This is a genomic window from Pedobacter sp. ASV1-7 (genome assembly GCF_040203335.1).
In the GTDB taxonomy this organism is placed as follows: Bacteria; Bacteroidota; Bacteroidia; order Sphingobacteriales; family Sphingobacteriaceae; genus Pedobacter.
The window spans coordinates 381,118-405,046 of the sequence record NZ_JBEHBV010000001.1; the positions used below are offsets into that span (position 1 = coordinate 381,118).

The window sequence follows — 23,929 nt, forward strand, 5'->3', positions numbered from 1 at the left end:
GGCTTATTTCTTTTGAAGGTTATCGATAATTGTTTTTAAAATGTTTCTGGTAGCAGGTGCCCACCATTGTTTTAACATCACTTTTAGAGCTTCAGACTGATCAGCACTAGTACTGGCAATCAGGTCTTTTCTAATGCTTAGTTTGCTTTGTTGCCAGGTATTGGCCTCCATTGCCATATACTTCCTTATTTTGCGTTCCGCTGCAGTAATGATGCTGGCAGAGTTTACCAGTTCGTCTACCAGACCAACCTGGAGTGCTTCTTCAGGTGTAAAGAGTTTCCCTTCCAGTAAACTGCGAGAAGCAGTTGCAGAGCCCAACCAAAAAGCATATAGATTAAAGATGCTGTTGGGTACGATAATACCTACAGGAACTTCATTTAAGCCAATGATGTATTTGCCTTCGGCCATTACTCTATAGTCACATGCTAATGCAATTACACATCCACCTGCAGGACTATGCCCATTAATAGCAGCTACCATTGGTTTTTTAAAAGCAGTGATATTCGCTATAAAGTTTAGAAACAGATGCCAGAATGATTCTGCTTCTTCCTCATTGTAATTATAGAGTTCAATAAGATCAAGGCCTGCAGAAAAGAATTGTTCTTTTCCACTGATGATCACCCCAGCAATATTTGGGTCTGATGATATATTATTTAAGATGTCATTTAACTCAGTTATCATCTCACGATTCAGAGCATTTGATTTGCCCCTGTCTAAAGTGATCAGGCTTAAATGGTCTTTTATAGTTACTTTAATTGTATTCATGGTATTGTTTACTTTACTTCATAGGTGTATACCGCTCTGGCTAAACGTCCTGTCATATCTATTCCTTCTACGACAATTCTATAAGTTCCAGCCTCATCTGTATTGAAAAAGCTGAATTGACCTTTCCCATCTGTATTGGTCAGCAGGTGCGGTTGCCAGTAAACTGTACTGCGTAAGTCAGATCTATTGTCTGGCTCAGTCGGCGAGTATTTAGGCGAATAGAATTGTCTGATCTGAGGATAACCTTTTGGTGCATAAGTCATGATTCCAGGAGCAAAGCTAGAAGATGAATAACCCCCTCCTCTTTTAGTGGTGATAATCAGGACACCGCCACCACCTTGTGAGCCATAAATTGCCGTATTACCAATAGATTTCAAAACTTCAATAGTCTCTACATCTGAAGGTACAATGTTGTCCAGGAAATCTGAGCCTACATTCATACCATCTAAAATGATTTGCATTGGGGTGCCTGAAGACAGGTTTCTCATCAGATAAGGCTCACCATTTTGTATGATTAATCCTGCAACCCGGCCAATAAGGCACTGTTCAAGCGTAGTGCAATTGTCGAGCATATCGGAAGTCACTATAAAATCTGCTCGCCCAGATCCATTCAGGTTTGCCGAAGTTTCAGAAGCCTTTCTTTGCTCTACGATATTTACTTCCTTAAGTTGCAGCGTTCGTTCTAGTAGTCCTCTTTTAGTAAGCTCGTCGAAATAATTGTTGCTCTTTTTTAAATAACCCTGAAGTGCTTCATTCACGTTTACTTCTATATCTCCGGTGTTTTTGTTTTTCGTTACGATCTGGCCAGGTACAATGTCCAGCTTAATGTCTACGCTCTTTTTGTTTTTAGCTGTTCTTCCCTGTACGATAAATTTGGTGCTATCTGAAAATATCAATTTATCAAAATTGAATCGACCTTGATCATCTGTCAAAGTATCAATAGCAAAGAAGCCACCAGAAGAAGAGAACAATGAAACCTTGCTATTTGGCAAAGGCTTGCCACCATAGCTGGTAATGACACCACTGATTCCAAGAGACTTCTCTGGTTTAAAGGAATTTACGACAGGCGTATTATTGATGATATTTTTCCATAAAATCCTTCTCCAACCTTGTGTAAGCATTAAAATGTCCAGATTCTGGGCAGTTTTTACATCGTTACTCAGGAAGTAATAATTTGGTGCTTCAACATAACCTGTAAGATCTGAAGTAAGTAATAGACTTGTTAAAATATTGCTTTCGTTTTCAGGATCTGGTTTTACAGAAGCTGTATTTGTTACTGCTATAGAGTAGCTTCCACGCAAAGGTTTATCAGCAATTTTGCCTGAAATGGTAAGATCTACTTTTCCTCTTTTTGAATAGCTAGGCTTTAAATTTTCTATAGTAGTATTGATGCGGTCTTCGATGTTATTTATAAATGCAAGTCTTTCAGAAACGGGGATATTACTGCCATTAAATAAAGTGAATTGTACAATTCCAGAAGGAAGGTCTTTTTTAGGGATGCTGGCAGTTATGATTTGTTTCTGAGAGGGAGATTTGGTTGTAAAATAAATATTCCCCCCGCTCTGGGCTACAAGTTTTAATTCTGTATTGCCAATAAGGTCGGCGCTTAACAGTATTTTGATTGAAATCTTATCTGGGTGGTTATTGTTGATTGAAAGAACATAACCACTGGATTGCGCTTTAGGTATGGGGAAAGTTTTTTCTGAACCGTCTTTAAATTTAACCTTTGCGGTATAGGTTTTACCAGGCTGCGGGTTCAGCACAAGGCTACCCATACCCCGGTGTTGAGTTTCAAAACGATTTATTTCAGTTCCCTCATTATCCAATACTATACCGGAAATGTCTTCTCCTATTCCCCTGGCATTTACCGCTTTTACAGCCAGACGGTTTGGTAGTGTTTCAACAAAGTTTCCGCCTTCAGGGAAAAACTGAACGTCTATAGCATTTGATGTTGTCGTTATAGGAATATTCTTAACTATTTTTTCTTTATTGGGAAGCGTTAAAGTTGCGATGATGCGACCTGATTTAACATCTGTTTGCTGATTGTTAGTGAAGTCGATATTTATTTCTCCATTTGCATCAGTAGTAGCCTTGCCTTTCGCCAGGTTTTTATTGTTCATCTGGACTTCATAAGTAACTTCATTGTTGTTATATGGCTGTCCGTTTTTATCAGAAAACTGGATTTTCGCATCTACTTTTTCATGATCCTTTTCAGTGCTGAAATTATAGGTTGTTTTAGTGAAAACTTTATTAGCCCATGAGTTTCCGATTTTTACAGTTTTATCAAAAAAGTATTCCGGGCCTGCATTTCTCATCCATTGCGTGTATGCTCTTATTCGGTAATTACCTTCTGATAAAGTATCAGGTAATTTAAAATCACCCCATGTGATGCCAGACTCCAGAGGTAGTTTTAATTGTTTTGTTATCGTGTTTTGTTCATTGATCAACTCTACATATAAGGCTTTGCTGATGTTTGTTGGTTCGTAGGTTTGTGCATTGATTACATAGGCTTTAAACCAGATGTCATCGCCTATTGCGTAGTAAGGTTTGTCCAGATGTAGGTGTACTTTTTCTTGTGCATTGGTTTTAGCGTATTCCTGGTAGCGCTTTATCAGAGCAGAAAAGGGATCTTGTACCAGTTTGCTGGAAAATGAGAAACAGATTCCTAGCATCAATAGTGCAGGAATAACGAGTTTAAGTTTCATAAAATGAGCATAAATAAGAAAGCCTCAATATACAAATATTGAGGCTTTCTTATCAGAAAAATATATTGTAATTTTTAGAACTTATTCTTCCACATCATGCTTTCTACAGGCTTGGTGGTTTTGTTATTATATTTTGCGTTGCTTTTTGTGTTGTATAAAGTTTCTATATTGCCTTCAACAACAAAATAAATGAGTTGTCCGATTGGCATACCTGCGTAAATCCGTACCGGTTGAGTACAAGAGATTTCTAATGTCCAGGTATTGCAGAAACCTACATCTCCTTTTCCTGCTGTTGCATGGATATCAATGCCCAGTCGGCCGGTGCTCGATTTCCCTTCCAGAAAAGGTACATGAGCATGAGTTTCGGTATATTCGAGAGTTACTCCAAGGTATAAGGTTCCCGGCTCCAGTACAAATCCATCTTTAGGAATTTCGAAGTGTTCAATTTTATTATGCGACTTTGCATCTAATACCCTGTCTTTGTAGGTAGCAAGATATTTACCCAGGTGTACATCGTAGGAGTTTGTTCCAAGGTTTTCAGCCTTAAATGGCTCAATTATAATTGTGCCTTTATCTATTTCTTCAAGAATTCGTTTGTCAGACAGGATCATTTTTCGCTGTTATGTATAGTTATTTAAAGATAATGCATCCTGTAGAACGTGCTTATTGGTAATTATAAGGCAGGAAGTTTTGCAGGTTTATCTTATTTGGACGAAATTATGATTAATTTAAGATACTTTTGCATTGTTTTCTAAAATAGAGATGCCTGTAGTTTTTAATAAAAGTATTGACGAAGAGACCATACTTGCAGTATGGAAAATCGAGGAAACCGAAGCTGAGCTGCTTGCTGGCTTACAGTTGAAACAACATGAACTTGATTTTATTTCTTCATTAAGTAATGGTAAGCGCCTGTTACACTGGCTAAGTACCCGTGTGTTATTGAGGACAATGCTGAATACATCTGAATATATTGATTGCAGGATGGATGAGCATGGTAAACCTTATCTTCCTAATCTGGATTATCATATTTCTTTAAGTCATTCTTATGATTATGCTTCTGTGATTATTGGTAAGACCAAAAAAGTGGGCGTTGATATAGAACTGATTAAGCACAAGATAAAAAGTATTAAGCATAAATTTTTGTCGGATATTGAACTGGCACAGAAACAAATTGGCGACAATATTGATGGCTTGTATGTTTGTTGGGTTGCTAAAGAAGCAATTTATAAATGGAATGGTACGAAGGGATTGGAATTTAAGCGGGACATTTATATTAAGCCTTTTAAATTAAGAAATGAAGGAGAACTTACCGCATTGGTACAGCTACCGGAGGGAACTCAAGAACTTACTGTACATTATTTTAAGACTCAGGATGGCTATATGCTGGGCTACGTGGTAGCATAATAATTGCAAGATGAATAAGAAAGTCGAATTTATAGACTGGGGACTTACGGATTACCAGGATGCATGGACGAGACAAGAAGTTGTTTTTGATAAGACGGTTTCTTTAAAGATTCAGAATAGAACCAATAATACTGAGACGGATACGCCAAATTATCTGATTTTTTGTGAGCATCCACATGTTTATACACTTGGTAAAAGTGGTAAACCTGAGAACTTATTACTTGATGATCAAAGTCTCCAAGAAAAGGAAGCTACATATTATAAAATAAACAGGGGTGGCGATATTACTTACCATGGCCCTGGGCAAATTGTAGGTTATCCGATATTAGATCTTGATAATTTCTTTACCGATATACATTTGTATTTAAGGATGCTTGAGGAAGCGGTTATTTTAACACTGGCCGACTATGGTATTACAGCTGGTCGTTATCCAGGATTTACTGGAGTATGGTTAGATGCAGAAAATGAAAAAGCTCGCAAAATATGTGCAATGGGGGTAAGATGTAGTCGTTGGGTGACCATGCATGGATTTGCATTTAATGTAAATACGGATCTTGATTATTTTAAAAATATTGTCCCTTGCGGCATTGATGATAAGGATGTAACCTCTATGGAAAGGGAGTTGGGTGTCCAACTTGATATAGAAGAGGTTAAGTTAAAGCTAAAGTCTCATATTGCATCTTTGTTTGAAATGCAGCTAATCTGAAAGAGGTAATTTAAGTTATTCATGTATAAAACATAATTTTGATTTTTTAGTACAAATCTTATCTTTACTAGATAAACAATAAAAAACAACAAACTATGGATTACAATTCTGAATATTCGGCAGCTGGAGCTGGAATTGGCGTTTTTGGCGTCATCATTTATCTTGCATTAATAGTATTAGTCGTTGCGGGGCTATGGAAAATCTTTGAAAAAGCGGGGAAACCAGGCTGGGCAGCGATTATTCCTATTTATAATTTAATTGTCCTTATAGAAATAGTAGGAAAACCAACTATATGGATTCTTTGGTTATTAATTCCATGTGTAAATATCGTATTTTCAATTTGGCTTTATAACTTATTAAGTAAGAGTTTTGGAAAAACTGAGGGGTACACTGTAGGTATGATCTTACTTCCTTTCGTGTTTATTCCATTGCTTGGTTTTGGTGATGCTCAATATCAGGGACCATCAGCTGCCGAAGCACAGAATAGGTATAATCCTAATGATCCTTTTAATAAAAACAATCCTTTTGGAGGGAATAATCCATTTGGTGGAAACAATCCGTCTGGGACAAACGATCCGTTTAATCAACCACCAACAACTCCAAATGCATAATTGCTGGTGTTAAACATATATATATTATCCGTCTGGTTTTTTCTATTAGATCAGGCGGGTAATTTTTTTCTACCATGCCCATTTAAGACGTTAACAGGATTTGATTGTCCTGGTTGTGGTTTTCAACGTTCTTTCCTGGCGCTTTTAAAAGGTGATTTTCAGGAGAGCTTTCATTTATATCCGGCAACAGTTCCCTTACTCCTGACTTTTATCATTGTATTGCCTGCAAAGTATTTTACAAAGAAAGATGTTTCTTTATTGATTAAAATCACATTTGTAATTACTGGAACAATTATTTTAATAAGCTATTTGTATAAAATGATTTATGGCCATCATCATTGACATTAGAATTTTATGAGCAAATCAGTATCCTATCTAGCACTGGGCGACTCATATACCATAGGTGAAGAAGTGCCCCTGGAAAATAGCTTCCCATATCAACTGGCTGATATTTTGAGTAAGAATGGCTATATCGTAAATAGACCAGAAATTATAGCGACCACAGGCTGGACAACCAATGAATTGCAGGATGCAATTGCTAAGTCGGGATTAAATCAGAAATTTGATCTAGTTACTTTACTTATTGGCGTAAATAACCAATATAGAGGTGAATCTTTGAAGATTTATCGGGAAGAATTTAAGGCCTTATTGCAAACCGCTATAAATTTTACCAATGGAAATAAAGCAAGGGTCTTTGTATTGTCTATCCCGGATTGGGGAGTAACTCCTTATGCTGTTAACAGCGGACGTGATCCGGAGTTAATCGCAAAGGAAATAGATAATTTCAATGCAATCAATTATAAAGAAACTATTAGTTTAGGTGTAAACTATACAAATGTTACTACATCATCGCGTAAGGCAGGTTCAGAAACTGACCTTTTAACTAACGATGGATTGCACTACTCAGCTAAAATGTATGCTGAATGGGTTGAACTTCTTAAGCAAGAAATAATCAAGGTAATTTAAATGGCAATTGCCGTATGGTAATTATAGTCTTGAACAACTGTTTTTAGAAAGTCCATTTCATTCATTCCAGAAGGTATATTTACAGAAAGCAAGGCTGCTACTTTTGCAGACATGGCATAAATAAGCTCCGTATTATATGTTTTATAATAAGTACCAATCACTTCGTGAATTAACTCTATTTCTCTATCACTAAGCATACTGGTATTATTAAATACAGGAATGTATTCTTCTTCAACAGGATGAAATGCTATATGATTAAAATCGGCTTGAGGGGTCGTTTTGATCACTGCGGTTCCAGCTACAATATCACCTATTCGTTGTTTTTTATCAGATGCCGCGATACAGATTAACCCGCCAACCTGTGCAGTTAAGTATAAATCAACCAAACGAAACAGCCAACGGATAAAATATTGGCCTATGCTTGCCTGACTTCCGTCAAGGCTAATCACTTTTATTTTCATGATGCGTTTACCAATGCTTTGGCCATTCATGAATATTTCGCAAATGAGGTGGTAGAAAACAAAAGCGGCAACGTAAATGATCAATATTGTCGGAATAAATAATGGGGTACTATTTATAGCACCAGCAATTCCGCTTATTGCAATCAGTAATATAAAAACTATATAGAGACCAAAAAATATTCCCAGATCAATTAGTCTTGCGACAATGCGTTCTCCCAATCCTGCAACAGGGTAATCAATGTCAACATGTTGACTGGTATTAACTTTTATTGTTTCCATATAAGTTCAAATATAATATTGATGTTGAATTAATTGTTGTAAAATGTTTTTTTGTGCTATTTTAACGGAAAATTAACTCCTTACCAATTTTATGAGAGAAGCATTGTTTGTAAAGCAGAATTCTGGGAAGTGGAAATCCTATGAGCAGTTGAAAACGAGCAATCCTGATGAACTTGCCGAGCGGTTTATTGATATTACCAATGACCTGGCTTATGCAAAAACCTTTTACCCTAAATCTAAAACCACAGTTTATTTAAATGGACTAGCTTCTATTCTCCATCAGTCTATCTATAAGAATAAAAAAGAAAAAGTAAATCGCTTTGCCATCTTTTGGAAATATGAACTACCGGAATTGTTTTTTACCTATCGTCGGCAGTTACTTTATTCTTTTATTTTTTTTGCTATTTCATGTGCAATCGGTGTCTTGTCCGCCAAATATGACGATGCTTTTGTAAGGCTGATAATGGGGGATAGTTATGTGAATATGACCAACGAAAATATTGCAAAAGGTGATCCATTTGGTGTTTATAAACAACAGGGCCCCGTTTCTATGTTTCTTCAAATTGCTGCAAACAATATTTATGTTTCATTATTGATGTTTGTTAGTGGAATTTTCATTTCCATCGGACCTGTTTTTATTCTTTTAAGGAATGGAATTATGCTTGGTTCATTCCAATATTTCTTTTTTAGTAAAGGTCTTGGCACTGAATCAGTACTAGTGATATGGATTCATGGAACGTTAGAAATATCTGCAATCGTGATGGCTGGTGCTGCGGGACTGGTACTTGGTCATGGGCTTCTTTTTCCTAAAACTTACACTCGTTCGCAAGCTTTTAAAAGTAGTGCGAAAGACGGTACCAAAATGGCATTAGGAATTGTACCAATTCTGATAGTCGCAGCCTTTTTTGAAGGTTTTATAACGCGTCACACAAATATGCCTTTATGGCTAAGCATAAGTATTTTAGGTGGATCATTGTTCTTCATTATCTGGTATGTAGTTATTTATCCATCACAATTAAATCAACGTAATCAAAGTAAGTAGTATGTCGCAACACATTGAGTTTAAAAAGCTGAGGGCTTTCGGAGAAATCATAAGTGATACTTTCCTTTTCATAAAACAGAACTTTAAACCATTATTAAGGGTTTTTCTTTACTTATGTGGGTTTTTTATTTTAACAGGAATAGTTGCCTCGGCAATGCATGAGATGTCCATGCAAAATACTCCTGAAGTACAGAATGGCCCATTTTCATCCAGGAATTTTTCAAATATTCTGAATTGGAATTATTTTTTGGTGATCTTAGTTTCAATAGGAAGTTATGCTGCAATCACAGTTTCAACACTGAGTTTTATTGCTTTATATATTCAAAAGGGTAAAGTGGCCCCAAGTCCGGAAGAAGTATGGGCATACTTTAAATATTATTATTTCAGAACATTTTTCAGCAGTTTAGGAGTTGGATTATTTGTCTGTATAGCCTTTTTATTTTGTATAGTCCCGGGATTATATGTCTGGCCTGCAATGTGTCTGTTTTACCCAATAATGATTTTGGAGAATGCTAGTTTTGATTATTCATTTGGCCGTGCATTTAAATTACTCAAAGATCAGTGGTGGAATACAGCCGCAGCAATACTTGTTATTTATTTCATTACTTATGCTTGTATGATGATTCCTGCAATTCCCGGAATGCTCTTTACTATGGTGGGAACTTTTATTCCAGCCGTTAAAGAATGGAATAGTGTATTGATTATAGTCGGTGCTATCTTTCAGAATCTTACTTATGTATTTATGATAATTCCGATAATTGGAATTGCATTGTGTTATTTTAACCTTGTAGAATTACAGGAAAGTGCAGGATTGATGGATCGTATTCATCAATTTGGAGAAGAAAAGAATGAGAATCCTCCTTTAGAAGAATATTAAAAATGCAAAAGACGCTCATTTTAATTTTCCTGGGTTTAATTTTCTCAGTAGCTTATCCCACGGTAGCCCAGGTCAAAAGGGAAGTCTTAAAGGAAGCCCCGATCAGAAATGACAACTCAAGAGTTGATCTTAGGAGTTTCGATCTTCAGAAGATAAAAGACTATAGTAAACAAAAGGAATTTCGTTATGATCAGGCAGTTTCTATTGATACCAGTTGGTGGGATAGATTCTGGCGCTGGATCTGGGATTTGACAAATGGAGCTTTAAGTAATAAGTACTCCGGTGATTTTGTTAAGTACTTAGTTATTGCTGTCGTTTCTGCATTGATCATTTTTAGCTTGAGCAAAATAGCTGGAGTGGATTTAATGATCTTTTCCAGAAAGTCTAAAGCAGTTGATGTTCCTTATGATGAAGCAATGGAGAATATTCATGAAATTGACTTTAACGAGGAAATTAATAAGGCTGTTTTTAACGGGAACTACAGGCTTGCGGTTCGCTTATTATATCTGCGCTCGCTAAAGTTGTTAAGTGATCAGGAGTTAATTAACTGGCAGCCTGAAAAAACAAATCAGACTTATATTGATGAAATTGAAGATTTTGAAAGGAAGCAGGATTTTAAAATGCTAACGCTTCGATTTGAGTATATCTGGTATGGTGATTTCTCTATTGATAAGGAGATGTTTAAAGCACTCAAAGGAAGTTTTGAACGGTTTAATGTGAAAGTGCTATGAAGGGATTGAGGTGGTATTTGATTTGGAGTGCTATATTGATGGTTGGCTATTTAGTCGCACAATATTACAAGCCCAAACCAACAGATTGGACAGCTACTTACCTAAAAGAGGACAAAATACCTTTTGGTACTTATATCTTATATGAGGAGCTAGGAGAAATTTTTCCAAATGCAAAGATTACTCCATCAAGACTACCTGTTTATAATAATTTAAACGACAAGGAATTCGTTAATACTAATTACCTTTTTATTGCAGGGAGGGTAAGCATGGATAAGTACGATTATCAAGAACTTGTTAAGTATATGGAAAAGGGTAATAATGTTTTCATTGCTGCCTATGAGTTAAGTGAGTTTTTAACAGATACGTTAAACTTGACTATGAACTCTGTATATGATTATGCAAATAAAAACGGCACCCCTATAAATTTCGTTGATCCGGCTTTAAAAGGTGAAAGGGATTATATTTTTAACAAGGGGTTGGGTGATCAGTATTTTAGTAAGGTAGATACAATCAGAGCGAGTGCTTTAGGAAGAAATGCAGATGGGGAGGTCAACTTTGTAAAATACACCTACGGAAAGGGAGGATTGTATATATTACCAAGTCCGCAATTATTAAGTAACTACAATATTTTAAACCCTTCCGGGGCTATTTATATATCCAAAGTGCTTTCTTTTTTGCCTGATGCAAAGCAGATAATATGGGATGAGAATAATACCAAGGGTACTATTGATGATGCCTCTGTTTTACGTGTTTTGTTTAAAAATGATAACCTGCGATGGGCTTATTACCTGGCCATATCAGGCTTATTGATTTTTGTTTTGTTTGAGATGAAACGCAGACAGCGTATTATTCCCGTTGTTGAACCTTTAAAAAACACTTCTGTCGAGTTTGTAAAGGTTGTTGGTAAGGTCTACTATCAGCAACGTGATAACCGCGACATCGCACAAAAAAAAATTACCTACTTTTTAGAATATGTGCGGAGCAATTATCGATTGAAAACTACCTTGTTGGATGAAGAATTTATATCAGACCTCGTCCTAAAGTCTGGTATCAACGAAGATATAGTACGTAAGCTAATAGAGATGATAAATAGACTGAAAGGTGCCGTTGTGATTAACGATGATGCATTGATTCAGCTTCATAAATTAATAGAGAGATTTTATAAACAAGCCCGATAATTATGGAAACAGAAATGTTTAACCAAAGAACTGACCTTACACAACTTAACAACGCCGTAACTGAAATCAGGCAAACCCTGGGAAGGATCATTGTCGGCCAGAAAGATACAGTCGACTTTCTAATTGCTGGTTTATTAGCTGATGGTCATGTGCTTTTAGAAGGTGTGCCTGGTGTAGCCAAGACTTTAAGTGCCAAGTTGATTGCGAAGAGTATTGATGCTTCTTTCTCGCGAATTCAGTTTACGCCAGATTTAATGCCTTCGGATGTTATTGGTACTTCTGTTTTTGACCCGCGTTCTTCATCTTTTGAATACCGCAAAGGACCTATATATGGAAATATTGTATTGGTAGATGAGATTAATCGTGCCCCGGCAAAAACGCAGTCTGCCTTATTTGAGGTGATGGAAGAGCGACAGATTACGGTTGATGGGCATACTTATCCGATGGATGAGCCTTTTATGGTATTGGCGACTCAAAATCCAATTGAACAGGAAGGAACATACAGATTACCTGAAGCACAATTAGACCGATTTTTGTTTAAGATTGAAGTTAAATATCCCACGCTTGAGGAGGAAACGGCTATCTTATTAAATCAGCATCAGTATAAGCTGGATGATGAGCTCAAATCTGTTAAGGCTGTTTTAAGTGTCGAACAGATTAAAGTATGCCGGAGAATTATAAGGACTTTACATGTAGAGCCTAAACTGATTGAATACGTTGCAAAGATTACGCATGAAACCAGAAATAATAAGTCCCTATATCTCGGCGCTTCACCACGTGCATCATTAGCTATGATCAATGGAGCTAAGGCTTTTGCAGCTATGCAGGGACGTGACTTTGTTACACCAGAAGATATTATAAAGGTAGCACCTGTGGTTTTGTCGCACAGAATTATGCTGACCCCGGATAAAGAAATGGAAGGGTTAAGCACAAATGATATTGTAATGCAGATTATTCAGAAGATAGAAGTACCTAGATAAAGCCATAATTTGAAACAATTTTTTATAAAATATTACAAAGACCTCTTTCTCGGTAAAAGATTTTTTGCCGGGATAGGGCTGTGTGTAAGTTTATTTCTCTTTTCTTTCTTCTTACCCTGGCTTGGTGATCTGCCAATTGTGATTTTCCTGGTGTTTGTGCTGCTCGTATTAATTGATGTGATTTTGTTATACCGCACAAAACGAGATGTGTTTTTACGAAGGGATATTCCAGATCGGTTAAGCAATGGAGATGAAAATGAGCTAAGGATTTATGTAGAGAACTTCTATTCTTTTAATATTCATATTGGTATTATTGATGAGATTCCTTTCCAGTTTCAAAAAAGAGACCTCTGGTTTAAAAGCAGCTTAAAAGCAGGTGAACGTAAAACAATAATTTATACTTTAAGGCCGACTAAAAGAGGGGAATATATTTTTGGTCAGACTCGTTTATATGTGCAGTCGTCTTTAGGTCTTATATCTCGCCGCTTTAATATTGGTGATGAAGCTACAGTGCCGGTTTATCCATCTTTTTTACAGTTACGCAGGTACGAATTGATGGCCATATCAAACAGATTAACAGAATTTGGTATTAAAAAGATAAGAAGATTAGGCCACAGTATGGAGTTTGATCAGGTGAAGAATTATGTACAGGGAGATGATTATCGTACAGTGAACTGGAAAGCTACTGCAAGAAAGGGTGAGCTGATGGTGAATTCATTTACAGATGAAAAGGCACAGCACGTGTATTGTGTTATTGATAAGTCGAGGCCTATGAAAATGCCTTTTGAAGGTTTGAGTTTATTAGATTATGCCATAAATGCAAGTCTGGTACTTTCTAATGTTGCTCTGGTTAAGCAAGACAAAGCTGGTTTAATTACGGTTGCAGAGCAAATGGGAAGTGTGGTGCCTGCAGATAGGAAGCCTACACAGTTGGGCAAAATAATGGAGGTACTTTATAAAGAAAAAACAAGATACCTCGAACTAAATATGGAGGCTTTATTTACTAGCGTAAGAGGGGTATTAAGACAAAGGAGCCTGGTTGTATTATTTACCAATTTCGAGAGTATGTCTGCATTGAACAGACAGCTGCCATATTTAAAGCGTATAGCAAAGTATCATTTACTTCTGGTTGTATTTTTTGAAAATACCGAACTTAAAGAGATTACTGAGAAACCGGTACAGGATGTTGAAGATATTTATATCCAGACTATTGCCAATAAGTTTGCTTATGAAAAGAAGTTAATGGTTCGGGAACTGGCTAAACATGGAATACTTAGTATCCTTACACCTCCTGATCAATTAACGATAAATGTAGTAAACAGATATCTGGCCATTAAAGCTCAGCAGAAAATCTAATTTGTTTAAATGCCTGTGCTTTAAAGGCTCTGAAACTAACATTCAGGTAAGCTGATTGGGATATTTGTAGCCAAACCGCCATCCGATGTCTCTTTATATTTAGAGTTCATATCGAGTGCAGTTTCCCACATGGTATTTACTACTGCATCAAGACTTACTTTCGCTTTATCAGGATTGCTTTGTAATGCCAGTTGGCAAGCTGTGATTGCTTTGATAGCTCCCATAGTATTCCTTTCAATGCAAGGGATCTGCACCAGGCCACCTATAGGATCGCAGGTTAGACCCAAATGATGTTCCATGGCAATCTCTGCTGCCATTAACACTTGGCGCTGTGAGCCGCCTAAACACTCTGTAAGTGCTGCAGCTGCCATGGCTGATGATACGCCGATTTCTGCCTGACATCCACCCATTGCTGCCGAAATTGTAGCTCCTTTTTTAAAAATACTACCGATCTCAGAAGCACATGCTATAAATTGAGTGATCTTTTCGTCCGTATAGCCGTTACAAAAAGCAATATAATATTGTAAAACTGCAGGGATTACACCAGCAGCACCATTGGTTGGTGCAGTAACAACCCTGCCAAAAGAAGCATTCTCTTCATTTACTGCAAGAGCAAAGCAGCTTACCCAATCTAATATATAATTGAAATCATTACCGCCACTTCTGATGGCCATAATCCAGCTTGTATAATCTGTGTATACACTATTGCCAATTAATCTTTTATTTAATGCTGCGGCTCTTCTACCTACATTTAATCCCCCGGGTAAAAAACCGGAAGTATGACACCCCCTGTAAGTACAGTCTTTCATTACTTTGAAATGCTGCATAATACCTTTTCTGGTTTCTTCTTCTTTGCGCCAGGACAACTCGTTCTCCATTACAATCTCAGAGACTTTAAGTCCGGTTGATAAACACCAGTGAAGTAATTCACTCGCCTTATCAACAGGGAAAGGAAGATCTACCTGTTCTTTCTCATTTCCTGTCTCACCCTCTTTTACCACAAAGCCGCCACCTATAGAATAATAGGTTTCAGAAAAGGCTTTACCATTGTTTAGAAATGCCTGGAAAGTGACTGCATTAGGATGAAAAGGTAGGCTCTCGAAAAAAAGAAAGTTCATATCATCACTGTATTTAAAGGAAATCAGTTGTTCCCCGGAAAGAGACAGTAGTTGATCATCTTTAATAGAGGCAATGGTAGAATCAATCGCATTGACATCGAATGTTACAGGATCTGCACCTGTAAGACCTAAAAGAATGGCAACATCGGTTCCGTGGCCAATTCCTGTTTTCGCCAGAGAGCCATATAATAAGACTTTCACCTGTTCTACCTGAGTCAGCAGTCCTTCCTTCTTTAGCGAAGCTGTAAATTGCTGTGCTGCCCTCCATGGTCCCAAAGTATGGGAGCTTGAAGGACCAATACCTATCTTAAATATATCGAATACGGAGATTTGTTCCCTTTGCATAATACAAAGCTACTATAGTTTGATGATATTATTTATACGTTACAGGAATGATACGACTAAAAATCGAACGCAATAATGTTTTTGTCCTGAAGCATTCTATCTACAAATGTTTTATGGTTTTTGGGGCTGCCAATTGCTATCCATGTGCCACTGATAATGCCATTTGCAAGCTCCTGTTTTCCTCTTGAAAGTTTTAATTTGGAGGTTTTAATATCATTCTCGTATTTTTCGAGGCTTTCACCTTCGTAACGCTTTACAATCCTGTATATCCTTTTGGTAAAACGACGTTCGGCCATTTCTTCTAAAAAAGGAAAAATGAGTAGTGCCAGCAATACGACTACAGTTACACCTATGGCTTGTTCGAAGTAACCAGAACCAATGGCCATGCCTATTGCCGCTACAATCCAGATTACACAGGCGGTCGTAAGGCCTTTTACCTGATTGTCCTCCTTAAAAATAACACCTGCTCCCAGGAATCCGATTCCGGTAACAATATTAGAAGCAATCCTATCGTGGCTACTGATTCCTATTTTAACAGAAAGTATAGTGAAAAGGGTGGAACCAAGACCAATCATAATCATGGTTTTTAATCCCGCCTGTTTACTCCTGAACTCTCTTTCGGCACCAATCAGGCCGCAAAGTAGAGTTGCCATTAAAAACTTATTTACCTCACTTTGTGTAAGGAAATGATTACTGTCGAGAATGTTTTCCATATCAGTTTATATAGTCTAATATAACAAAGATTTGCATCTGATTATTATATATTCATCAATAGAAATCGTAACATCTCAGACCGTTAAATTTGTTATATCCCGAATTATTAGGGAAATATTTTTCGTAACCAATACTTCCTTCTGTTGTTCCGCTGGTATTGGTATAATTAATTTTTGATGTCGTAGCATCGTGGCTGATTCCTAATCTTAGTTTCTCACCGTTTCGGTTTCCTTTTAATAAATCAAATATCAGTGAAACAACTATGGCATCAGGTCCATTCTGACCACCGCTGCGGTACCATAGTCCTGCATTAAGTCCTTTAAATTTAAACTGTGCCCCTGCACTCACAGACGAAGAACTACCCTGATTGTAATATACAACAGACGGAATCAGGTATGAGCCCTCATCCTGATAATAAGTGCCACTGCTCAGCGGTATTCTAAAGCTTGTATTGGCGGTGATACGCATTGGTAATTTAGCTACTGTGCCACTAAAGGATTCATCTGGTTTATTGATATGATGTACAGCAACTCCTGCCATTAAGTTTCTGAATACAATATTTGTTCCAGCTGCAGCATCGAAAAAGATTTTGTTGTCTACATCTGGTGGCTGGGCAGCTGATACGCTGCCGGGTAGATAGCCCAGACGCATATCTATCTGGTCCGAGAAAACAAGTTTACTCCAATCTATCTGTCTGTTGGTAAAGCCAGCCTGTATACCAAAAGAGGCAACAAAATCATCACCACCTACACTGTAAGAATAAGTTGCTGCGGCATTGTTTTTTACCAGGAATGCTGTTCCCTCACTGCTGCGGTTAAACATCAGTCCAACGCCACCTCCAAATTTGGCAATGTTGAGATCAGCAGATGCGGTGATGTAAGATAGATCCCCACTTAGCCCAGACCATTGGTTCCTGTAAATCATATTCATCCTGATGTCTCCTTCAAACTGCCCAGTTAAAGCAGGGTTAAGGTAGATAGGTGCATTAAAAAATTGTGAGTAAACATGATCCTGTGCTAAAGCAGGCATGCTCATTATAATGCTCAACAATCCGGTTATATATTTTAATCTCACTCCCATCCTTATCTGATTAAATGTATTGCACCTGTTCGTTTAGGTGGAGTTTTGTCGTAGGTCATGCCTTTCCATTCGGTTCCGTTGACCATCTCCACATCAATTTTCCAGTAATAAACACCCTGTGGCATAGGCTGGCCTTTAAAGGTTCCGTCCCAGGCCTCTGCTGGTCTACCTTCATCTAGCAATGAAGTCTCCCATATGATTTGTCCCCATTTGTTAAATACGCTGAACCTCCAGGTTTTAATGCCGGAACCTTTTGCTCTGAATAACCGGAGCTCAGGTATCTCGCTGCCAGGAATGAACGAGTTGGGTACGAATAAATATCCGGGGACGCCTTTAATAGTTACTTCTTTAAAGGTATCTGTAGAACACCCGTTCTGGTTGGTCACTTTTAAAGTGACTTTGTATGTTCCGGTATCAAGGTAGGTATAACTAGGGTTTTTTAATGAAGAAGTACCTACGCCATCACCAAAATCCCACTCCCAGATGGTAGGATTGTTAGTACTTTCATCTTCGAACTTGAAGGTGTAATCAGGGATATTGATCAGTGTTGAAGGGTTGACGTTGAAGGCTGCCACAGGAGGCGGTACTACACGGATATATTGACCTCTGGTTACCACGTCAGAACAGCCTAGGGCATTGGTTGCCGTTAGTGTTACAGTATAATATTCTTGATCTCCCTTATAAATATGCAAGGGTTCCACTTCATTGGATTTTGGAGATCCATCCCCAAAGTCCCATTCATAAGTAATGCCACCTTGAGTTGTGTTTCTGAATTGCACTGGAAGGTCGGCGCAGCCTAATGTCACCTCTGCATGGAAAGCAGGTAGAGGTTGCTCTAATACAGTGATTGTTTCTTCCTCTGTCATTTCCGAGCAACTGTTATAGGCTGTCATTTTAACGGTATATGTGCCAGGTTTGGTAAATGTGTATTGTTCTGTTCCTGTTGTTATGGTATTCCTTTCACCACCATCTCCAAAATCAAAATAAAAGCGTGATGCTCCAATAGAATTGTTATCGAAATTTACTGTAAATGGTGCGCATCCACGTTTTTGACTGGCATCAACCACCAGTTCTGGGGTCATGTTTTGTGGGTAAACTGTGATGTTGTATGTTCTGATACTGGGTGGATTACAATCATTTACTGCTGTCGTCGTAACAGTAAATGTTTTGGTTACTAGCGTATTATAGATGTGACTTACGGGTGATTTATCTGTTTTTTCTACTATTGGACTTCCGTCTCCAAAGTCGTAATAATATTTATTTGTTCCGCCTGGAGAGTGGTTGGTAAAGTTCACTAGCATAGGAGAACATCCTTCTGTTTTACTTGGGGAGAAGACTGCAATTGGTTTTGCTTTTACAAATACCGTTGAAGGAACCGAATTCGTTCCGCAAGAAGTGATTGAGGTTAAAGTAACTACATAGGTAGTATCTTTTCCCGTAGGATCCTGGTCAAAAATGATTCCGTTAGGACTAATTGCTGTTGATGTTTGGCCATTTCCGAAGTCCCATTTAAATGTTGCTCCAGCGGTTAGATTAGAGGTGTTGCTGAAATTAACAGATAGTGGTCCGCAACCTTCAGTAGCGCTTTGATCAAATGAAGGGGGGACAGCCTGATTGGTGCTAAATGTATGGCTAAACTCATCTGAAGCACAACCATTACTACTAGTAACAACTAACTTGATAGTTACAAATGTACCGCTCGTTGAAATGGTATGACCAGGGAATGTTGAACCTGTTCCTCTGACAACACCATCTACATACCAGGTGTAAGTATCATTCCTGTCGGGATAAGTAACTACTTGAATTGGCAGAACGTAAGGTATACAACCTTGGTCTGTTGTTCCCCATGTAAACTCTGCTTTAGCATTAGGGGTAACGGTTATTGTTACAACATCACTAGTGCTACCTAAATTTCCGCTACATTCGAGAGTACTCACAATACGTCTGTAGGAAGTAGTTTGGGTTAGAGCAGGAGGCTGATAATTTTGAGCTACCCCTGGAATGGTTGTCCATGGTCCTCCATTTATACTGGATTGCCATTGATATGAAAATAGTTCATCACCACCAGTTGGCTGGGTTCCATTAATTAATGCGGGGGTTTGTCCACTACAAATGGTTTGATCAGCAGTAATGGTGTTGTTGCCAATAGGAGGGCGAACAGTAATTGGGAATTCAGTGGTGGTTGATGTACAGGTCCCGCTATTTACGGTCCTTCTAAAACTGATTGTTCCGGTTGTATTTAATGTTGTGGTTAAATCTTCACTTGTTTCGTTGTTAATTAGATTCCAAGGACCTGCATCGATTTTGCTTTCCCAAATATAACTGTAAACGCCTTCTTCACCTCCAGTTGGAACACTACCGTTAATGGTTATCTGTTGTCCATTACAAACTACTGAGCTAGCAGTAATACTATTCTGGGTAATTGGTGCATTGTTTCGGATTGTGACATCTTTATATTTTGGGCCACAAGGTGAGTTACCAGTAATGGTCCACCTGAAAACATAAGTAACATTTGGATTCAGTTCTGTAACTGTGGTTTCATTATTTGTTGCTGTTGTAATTAAGGCATTTGCATCTCCCGATACCATGGACCATAATCCCGTTTCTCCTGATTTAATAGGGTTGCCTTTTAAGGATACAGACGTTTCGTTACATAATGTTTGATTGGGGCCAGCATCGGCCAAAGTTGTAGCTGGGGCTACAATTATTGTAGTCGGATCTGAATACCCAAGAATACAGCCAGCATTTTGTACAACAGCTCTAAAATGAGTTGTAGTCGTTAAGTTGGTAAAAGTGTAGGTTAAACCGTTGTTGGTACCAGGGATATCAGTCCAGGGGTCGAGACCATTGGGCGAAGTTTGCCAAGCCAAAACAGAACCAGTATTCCCACTTAATGTAATTGAGCCTGTGTTGTCATCTTGACATACTAAGGCTTGCGTTGTTGTAGTAGTTCCTGGTATGGTCGGCATATTCACAGTAATGGTTACCTCTGCTTCAGATTTTTGACATGCTCCAGTTCCTGTTATCGTCCATTTAAACACATAAACTCCACCAGGTTCCAGGCCTGAAACAGTAGTTTCAAAGTCAGTAGGATTTATAATTGAAGGTGTTCCGGCGCTTGCAGAAACCACTTCCCATAATCCCGTACCGACTTTAGGTTCGCTACCTTTTAAATCATAAGTCGTCGTATTACAAATACTTGTACTGGTCCCTGCATTTGCAGTCGTAACCTTAGGATCAACTTTAACAACAATTTCAATTGGTGCGCCTGGACAGCCCGTTGCAGAATAAGGGATAATAGTATAGGTAACTGTTCCTTGCGAAAAAGTGTTGTTCAATAAAACATCAGTTATCGTGATGCTATTAGATAAAGGGCTTAATGGTGTTGGAGCTGTCCCACCACTATTGCCGGTAATACCAGGGCTTGCAACGCTGGTCCATGAAAACTGCGTTTGAATATCAGAATTTATGATTACCGTTGCGGCACTTTCATGGCAAATAGTTTTCTCTGTTACAGGAGCAGATATTACTGGTAATGGTGTAATTGTAATGGTCACCTGGTCAGGGGACGGATTAATACAGGCTCCTGATCCTGTAATGGCCCATTCAAAAGTATAAGGTAGTCCTGCAACGAGGCCTGAAACATTGGTTTCGAAATCACCAGGAACCGCAATAACTGGTGCAACTGGATGTGTAGACACAAGTCTCCATAGTCCAGTTCCTACTTTAGGCTCATTTCCCTTTAGTAAGTAGGTATTGGATGGGCTAGTTGCACAAATGCTATCATCAGGTCCTGCATTGGGTTGGGTAACTTTCGGATCAATAGTAACAACAACTATTATTGGTTCCCCCGTACATCCACCAGGAGAATGGGGCGTAATAGTATAAGTAACGGTTTGCCGCTGAAAAGTAGGGTTTAATATTACATCAGCAATGGTTACGCTACCTAAGCTGGAACTTAAATCCGACGGGTTGGTGTGTCCTGTCACGCTTGAGGATGAAGCTTCACTTGTCCATATAAACTGAGTTGGGATATTTGATGTCGCTGTTATATTCACAGAACTTCCCTCGCAGATCGTTTTATCAAGAACTGGAGAAAGAACAGGCTTTGGAGTAACAGTAACTGTAAAAGTAAAAGGAGCTCCTGCGCAACCATTAGCAGTCGGTGTGATAGTGTAAACTATTACAGCATTCTGTGTTGTACTCGCATTTGTAATTATTTCGTTAATATTTCCACTGCCAGAAGGACTAAAACCTGTTGCATTTCCAATAGTGTTAACCGCAGTCCAGTTGAAAGTACTTCCCTCAACGCTTGATGTTAACATTCTACTGGCAGTTAATCCAGTACAAATGGTTTGTGTCGTATTGATGCCTGTGTTGTTTGGATAAATTATAAATTCTTTACTTACTGATACGAATTCGCAGTCTCCAGGAATACCTGTATTTACTGTTAAAATTACAGTGGCTTTCCCAGCTGTGCGGTCTGCCGCGCTTGGTATATATATAGGTTCTAATGTATTATCATTCAGGAAAGTTCCACCATTAGGGAGTGTAGTCCATTTATAATTAATATAGTTTGTGTTTGATATCTCTCCTTTTATGCTCGCTTGATCATTATAGCAAATTGGGTTTGCAATAATTGATGGACGAGGGGATTCTTTAAAAGTGATTAACTGAGATGTTGTAATTGATTCACAACTATTTTTATGTGTTACAGAAACCTTATAGGTCATGTATTGCTTAAATTCAATTGAAGGGTATTTGGTTACGTTTATGCCGTCTTTAAAGGTATAATCCGCATTGGTTAAGGCGTCCCCATTCGATGCGGTTACTGTCCAGGAATAGGTGTCAGGAGCATCAACTTCGGTTCCTGAAAATAGTACGTTTGTTGGGCCTGTTACTTCATTATTGTAAGTAAAGGTACCTAATCCACACAATGTTGCTAAAGGCTCTAAAGTTGTAATTGGTTTACTATCAATAATTACTACGGTTTGAGGGGGAGCAGTACTTACTGATCCACAAGTTGCTGTATTAATTTGGAGTATAACTTCATATGTGCCTTTTTTAAGAAAGGTAAACTCCGGTTCGGTTATTCCGTTTGTAAAGGTTACATCTGTGGAAAGTGCAGGAACTCCATTTCTTGTTACAATCCAGTTATAAGTATTGTTGGAATTACAAATAGCGTCTACAATTGATTTGTCAGTAGCCTTAATGGTGTATGGGGCACAATTTGATGTTGAATTTCCAATAAATTCAAATGCAGGTTTTGGAGGCTCTTGTATACAAATGGTGGCAGTATATTCACTGGGTGGACAGGAGCCAACTCCATTAGAGGCGACAAGTTTAACTGTGTGTATGCCATTTGTTGTAAATGTCCAGTCAAGGGGAGCATTTGAAGATATCTCTCGTCTTTTTATGCCATCTACATACCAGGTGTAATCCATTTGTGTAGAGCAGTCAGATTTCGTACCTCCTGTAGACGAATTGATAAATCTGATCTGGTTATTAATGCAGCCTACTGTAGGAGCGGTAATTAATGCGGTAGGATTCTCAAATACTTGTGCATAGGCTGTAGCGGAGCTATTAACATTACAAATCGGATTGTTTGCAGTGATTGTTGCCTTAAAAGAATGTGAGATGATTGGGGGACCTGGAATGTCTGGTTCATTACAAGAATTTTTAGTGTAGCTGTGAGAAATCTTTGCCGCATTGTCTACTATTTGTTTCAGCGTAAGCGTTTCTGGAGCGCTTCCATCTCCCCAGTTTACAATATACAATGAACCAGGGTAGTTATTATAAATTCCATTTAACAAAGTAATCTGATATTCAACTGGAATACCTGGTCTAGATGCGCTGTAACAACCAGTATTTTTACCAATATCTTGAATATTTATTGTGATGTTAGTATTGTGAAGAAAGTATGTTTTTACTGATCGAAGAGTAACACCACCAATAATTGTAGTTGCAGTTGCAGTAATGGAGTAATAACCCAAACTCAGCCCGGTTATGTCAAATCCCAGGCCTGGAGTCTCCATATAGTCTGTCGTGGAACCCGTGGCTAAATTTTTTAATGTAACTATAACAGTCGTAGGAGGGCTAGCATTACTAGTTAAAGAGATGCTTTTACCATTCCCTGAGTTAACTGGGCACCAGCCAAAATTATCTCCGCCTAAAGCATTGCCTGCAAGATTTGGAGTAAGAGTTATGGGGCTCATAGTTAAATTACGTATATCAATGTTATCGGGTATACTTATAGTTGATGCAGGGTTGGTCGACTTAATTTGCAGTTTATAATTGCTGCCCTGAGCAAGCCCATTTGGGATTGTTCCGTTAATAAAAGGTGTATAAAAGCCATTAAATGTACCAATAGGAGCTCCATTGCCAATAAAATTACCCGTTTCGTCAGAAAGATACAGTGTAAAGACATTCCCAGGTAGAAATTCAGACTGGTTGTCTGTGAAATTAATAGGGACAGTAATGTTACTCCCATATCCGTATGGACCCGGATCAACAGTGCCAATAGTAATCTGAGAAAAAACCTCAGAAATCTGAATAAAAAAGAGAGCAAGTGTAAAAAAGAGTAAACGTTTTACCATATATACAGGGATGCT

19 protein-coding genes are annotated in these 23,929 nt (G+C 38.1%); 11 read left to right on the plus strand and 8 right to left on the minus strand.

The genetic code is table 11. From position 1 onward, the window contains the following. Window positions 1-3: 3 nt before the first annotated feature. The 3 genes from ABDJ41_RS01750 to dcd all read right to left on the minus strand — a co-directional run bounded on the left by ABDJ41_RS01750 (window position 4) and on the right by dcd (window position 4,081). A complete protein-coding gene (locus ABDJ41_RS01750) occupies window positions 4-765 on the minus strand; it encodes an enoyl-CoA hydratase/isomerase family protein (RefSeq protein WP_349784013.1) in 762 nt (253 codons plus the stop codon). Window positions 766-773: 8 nt separating this feature from the next. Beyond that, window positions 774-3,470, minus strand: a complete 2,697-nt coding sequence (locus tag ABDJ41_RS01755) for a carboxypeptidase-like regulatory domain-containing protein (RefSeq protein ID WP_349784014.1) — start codon at window positions 3,468-3,470, stop codon at window positions 774-776. A gap of 74 nt (window positions 3,471-3,544) precedes the next feature. After that, window positions 3,545-4,081 carry a dCTP deaminase gene (gene dcd, locus ABDJ41_RS01760; protein WP_349784015.1) on the minus strand — a complete coding sequence of 179 codons (537 nt, stop codon included), beginning with the start codon at window positions 4,079-4,081 and terminating at the stop codon, window positions 3,545-3,547. A 151-nt stretch (window positions 4,082-4,232) separates the two neighbouring features. On the opposite strand from dcd, the gene ABDJ41_RS01765 reads away from it, so the two are divergent. The 5 genes from ABDJ41_RS01765 to ABDJ41_RS01785 all read left to right on the plus strand — a co-directional run bounded on the left by ABDJ41_RS01765 (window position 4,233) and on the right by ABDJ41_RS01785 (window position 7,157). Further along, window positions 4,233-4,874, plus strand: coding sequence for a 4'-phosphopantetheinyl transferase family protein (locus ABDJ41_RS01765; protein WP_349784016.1), 642 nt, complete (start codon window positions 4,233-4,235; stop codon window positions 4,872-4,874). A gap of 10 nt (window positions 4,875-4,884) precedes the next feature. Next, the gene (lipB, locus tag ABDJ41_RS01770; RefSeq protein WP_349784017.1) at window positions 4,885-5,580 is read left to right on the plus strand and encodes a lipoyl(octanoyl) transferase LipB; all 696 of its coding nucleotides are present in this window, start codon (window positions 4,885-4,887) and stop codon (window positions 5,578-5,580) included. A 95-nt stretch (window positions 5,581-5,675) separates the two neighbouring features. Continuing rightward, window positions 5,676-6,191 carry a DUF5684 domain-containing protein gene (locus ABDJ41_RS01775; RefSeq protein WP_349784018.1) on the plus strand — a complete coding sequence of 172 codons (516 nt, stop codon included), beginning with the start codon at window positions 5,676-5,678 and terminating at the stop codon, window positions 6,189-6,191. A gap of 6 nt (window positions 6,192-6,197) precedes the next feature. Continuing rightward, window positions 6,198-6,533: a DUF2752 domain-containing protein gene (locus tag ABDJ41_RS01780; protein ID WP_349784019.1), complete on the plus strand. Its 336-nt coding sequence runs from the start codon at window positions 6,198-6,200 to the stop codon at window positions 6,531-6,533. 12 nt (window positions 6,534-6,545) lie between these two features. After that, a complete protein-coding gene (locus tag ABDJ41_RS01785) occupies window positions 6,546-7,157 on the plus strand; it encodes an SGNH/GDSL hydrolase family protein (RefSeq protein ID WP_349784020.1) in 612 nt (203 codons plus the stop codon). Here ABDJ41_RS01785 and ABDJ41_RS01790 read toward each other — a convergent pair. Continuing rightward, window positions 7,154-7,897: an RDD family protein gene (locus ABDJ41_RS01790; protein ID WP_349784021.1), complete on the minus strand. Its 744-nt coding sequence runs from the start codon at window positions 7,895-7,897 to the stop codon at window positions 7,154-7,156. The genes ABDJ41_RS01785 and ABDJ41_RS01790 overlap by 4 nt on opposite strands. 91 nt (window positions 7,898-7,988) lie before the next feature. Between ABDJ41_RS01790 and ABDJ41_RS01795 the strand changes: the two genes are divergently transcribed. From ABDJ41_RS01795 to ABDJ41_RS01820, 6 genes are read left to right on the plus strand one after another with little or no spacing between them, the layout of a single operon-like run. After that, complete coding sequence (locus tag ABDJ41_RS01795) at window positions 7,989-8,939, plus strand: stage II sporulation protein M (protein WP_349784022.1); 951 nt, start codon at window positions 7,989-7,991, stop codon at window positions 8,937-8,939. Window position 8,940: 1 nt separating this feature from the next. Next, window positions 8,941-9,816 (plus strand): hypothetical protein, encoded by an 876-nt coding sequence (locus tag ABDJ41_RS01800; protein WP_349784023.1) that lies wholly within the window; start codon window positions 8,941-8,943, stop codon window positions 9,814-9,816. Window positions 9,817-9,818: 2 nt separating this feature from the next. Then, window positions 9,819-10,547: a hypothetical protein gene (locus tag ABDJ41_RS01805; protein ID WP_349784024.1), complete on the plus strand. Its 729-nt coding sequence runs from the start codon at window positions 9,819-9,821 to the stop codon at window positions 10,545-10,547. Further along, window positions 10,544-11,725 (plus strand): DUF4350 domain-containing protein, encoded by a 1,182-nt coding sequence (locus ABDJ41_RS01810; protein ID WP_349784025.1) that lies wholly within the window; start codon window positions 10,544-10,546, stop codon window positions 11,723-11,725. The genes ABDJ41_RS01805 and ABDJ41_RS01810 overlap by 4 nt, the downstream gene beginning before the upstream one ends. 2 nt (window positions 11,726-11,727) lie before the next feature. Continuing rightward, on the plus strand, window positions 11,728-12,705 hold the full coding sequence (locus ABDJ41_RS01815) for an AAA family ATPase (protein WP_349784026.1): 978 nt from the start codon (window positions 11,728-11,730) through the stop codon (window positions 12,703-12,705). Between the two features lie 9 nt (window positions 12,706-12,714). Continuing rightward, window positions 12,715-14,061: a DUF58 domain-containing protein gene (locus tag ABDJ41_RS01820; protein ID WP_349784027.1), complete on the plus strand. Its 1,347-nt coding sequence runs from the start codon at window positions 12,715-12,717 to the stop codon at window positions 14,059-14,061. Window positions 14,062-14,096: 35 nt separating this feature from the next. Here the strand turns inward: ABDJ41_RS01820 and ABDJ41_RS01825 are convergent, their stop codons facing one another. From ABDJ41_RS01825 to ABDJ41_RS01840, 4 genes are read right to left on the minus strand one after another with little or no spacing between them, the layout of a single operon-like run. After that, on the minus strand, window positions 14,097-15,524 hold the full coding sequence (locus tag ABDJ41_RS01825) for an L-serine ammonia-lyase (RefSeq protein WP_349784028.1): 1,428 nt from the start codon (window positions 15,522-15,524) through the stop codon (window positions 14,097-14,099). 56 nt (window positions 15,525-15,580) lie between these two features. After that, the gene (locus tag ABDJ41_RS01830; protein ID WP_349784029.1) at window positions 15,581-16,237 is read right to left on the minus strand and encodes an MgtC/SapB family protein; all 657 of its coding nucleotides are present in this window, start codon (window positions 16,235-16,237) and stop codon (window positions 15,581-15,583) included. A gap of 55 nt (window positions 16,238-16,292) precedes the next feature. Next, complete coding sequence (locus ABDJ41_RS01835) at window positions 16,293-17,318, minus strand: PorP/SprF family type IX secretion system membrane protein (protein WP_349784030.1); 1,026 nt, start codon at window positions 17,316-17,318, stop codon at window positions 16,293-16,295. A gap of 2 nt (window positions 17,319-17,320) precedes the next feature. After that, window positions 17,321-23,914: a PKD domain-containing protein gene (locus ABDJ41_RS01840; RefSeq protein WP_349784031.1), complete on the minus strand. Its 6,594-nt coding sequence runs from the start codon at window positions 23,912-23,914 to the stop codon at window positions 17,321-17,323. Between the last annotated feature and the right edge of the window lie 15 nt (window positions 23,915-23,929).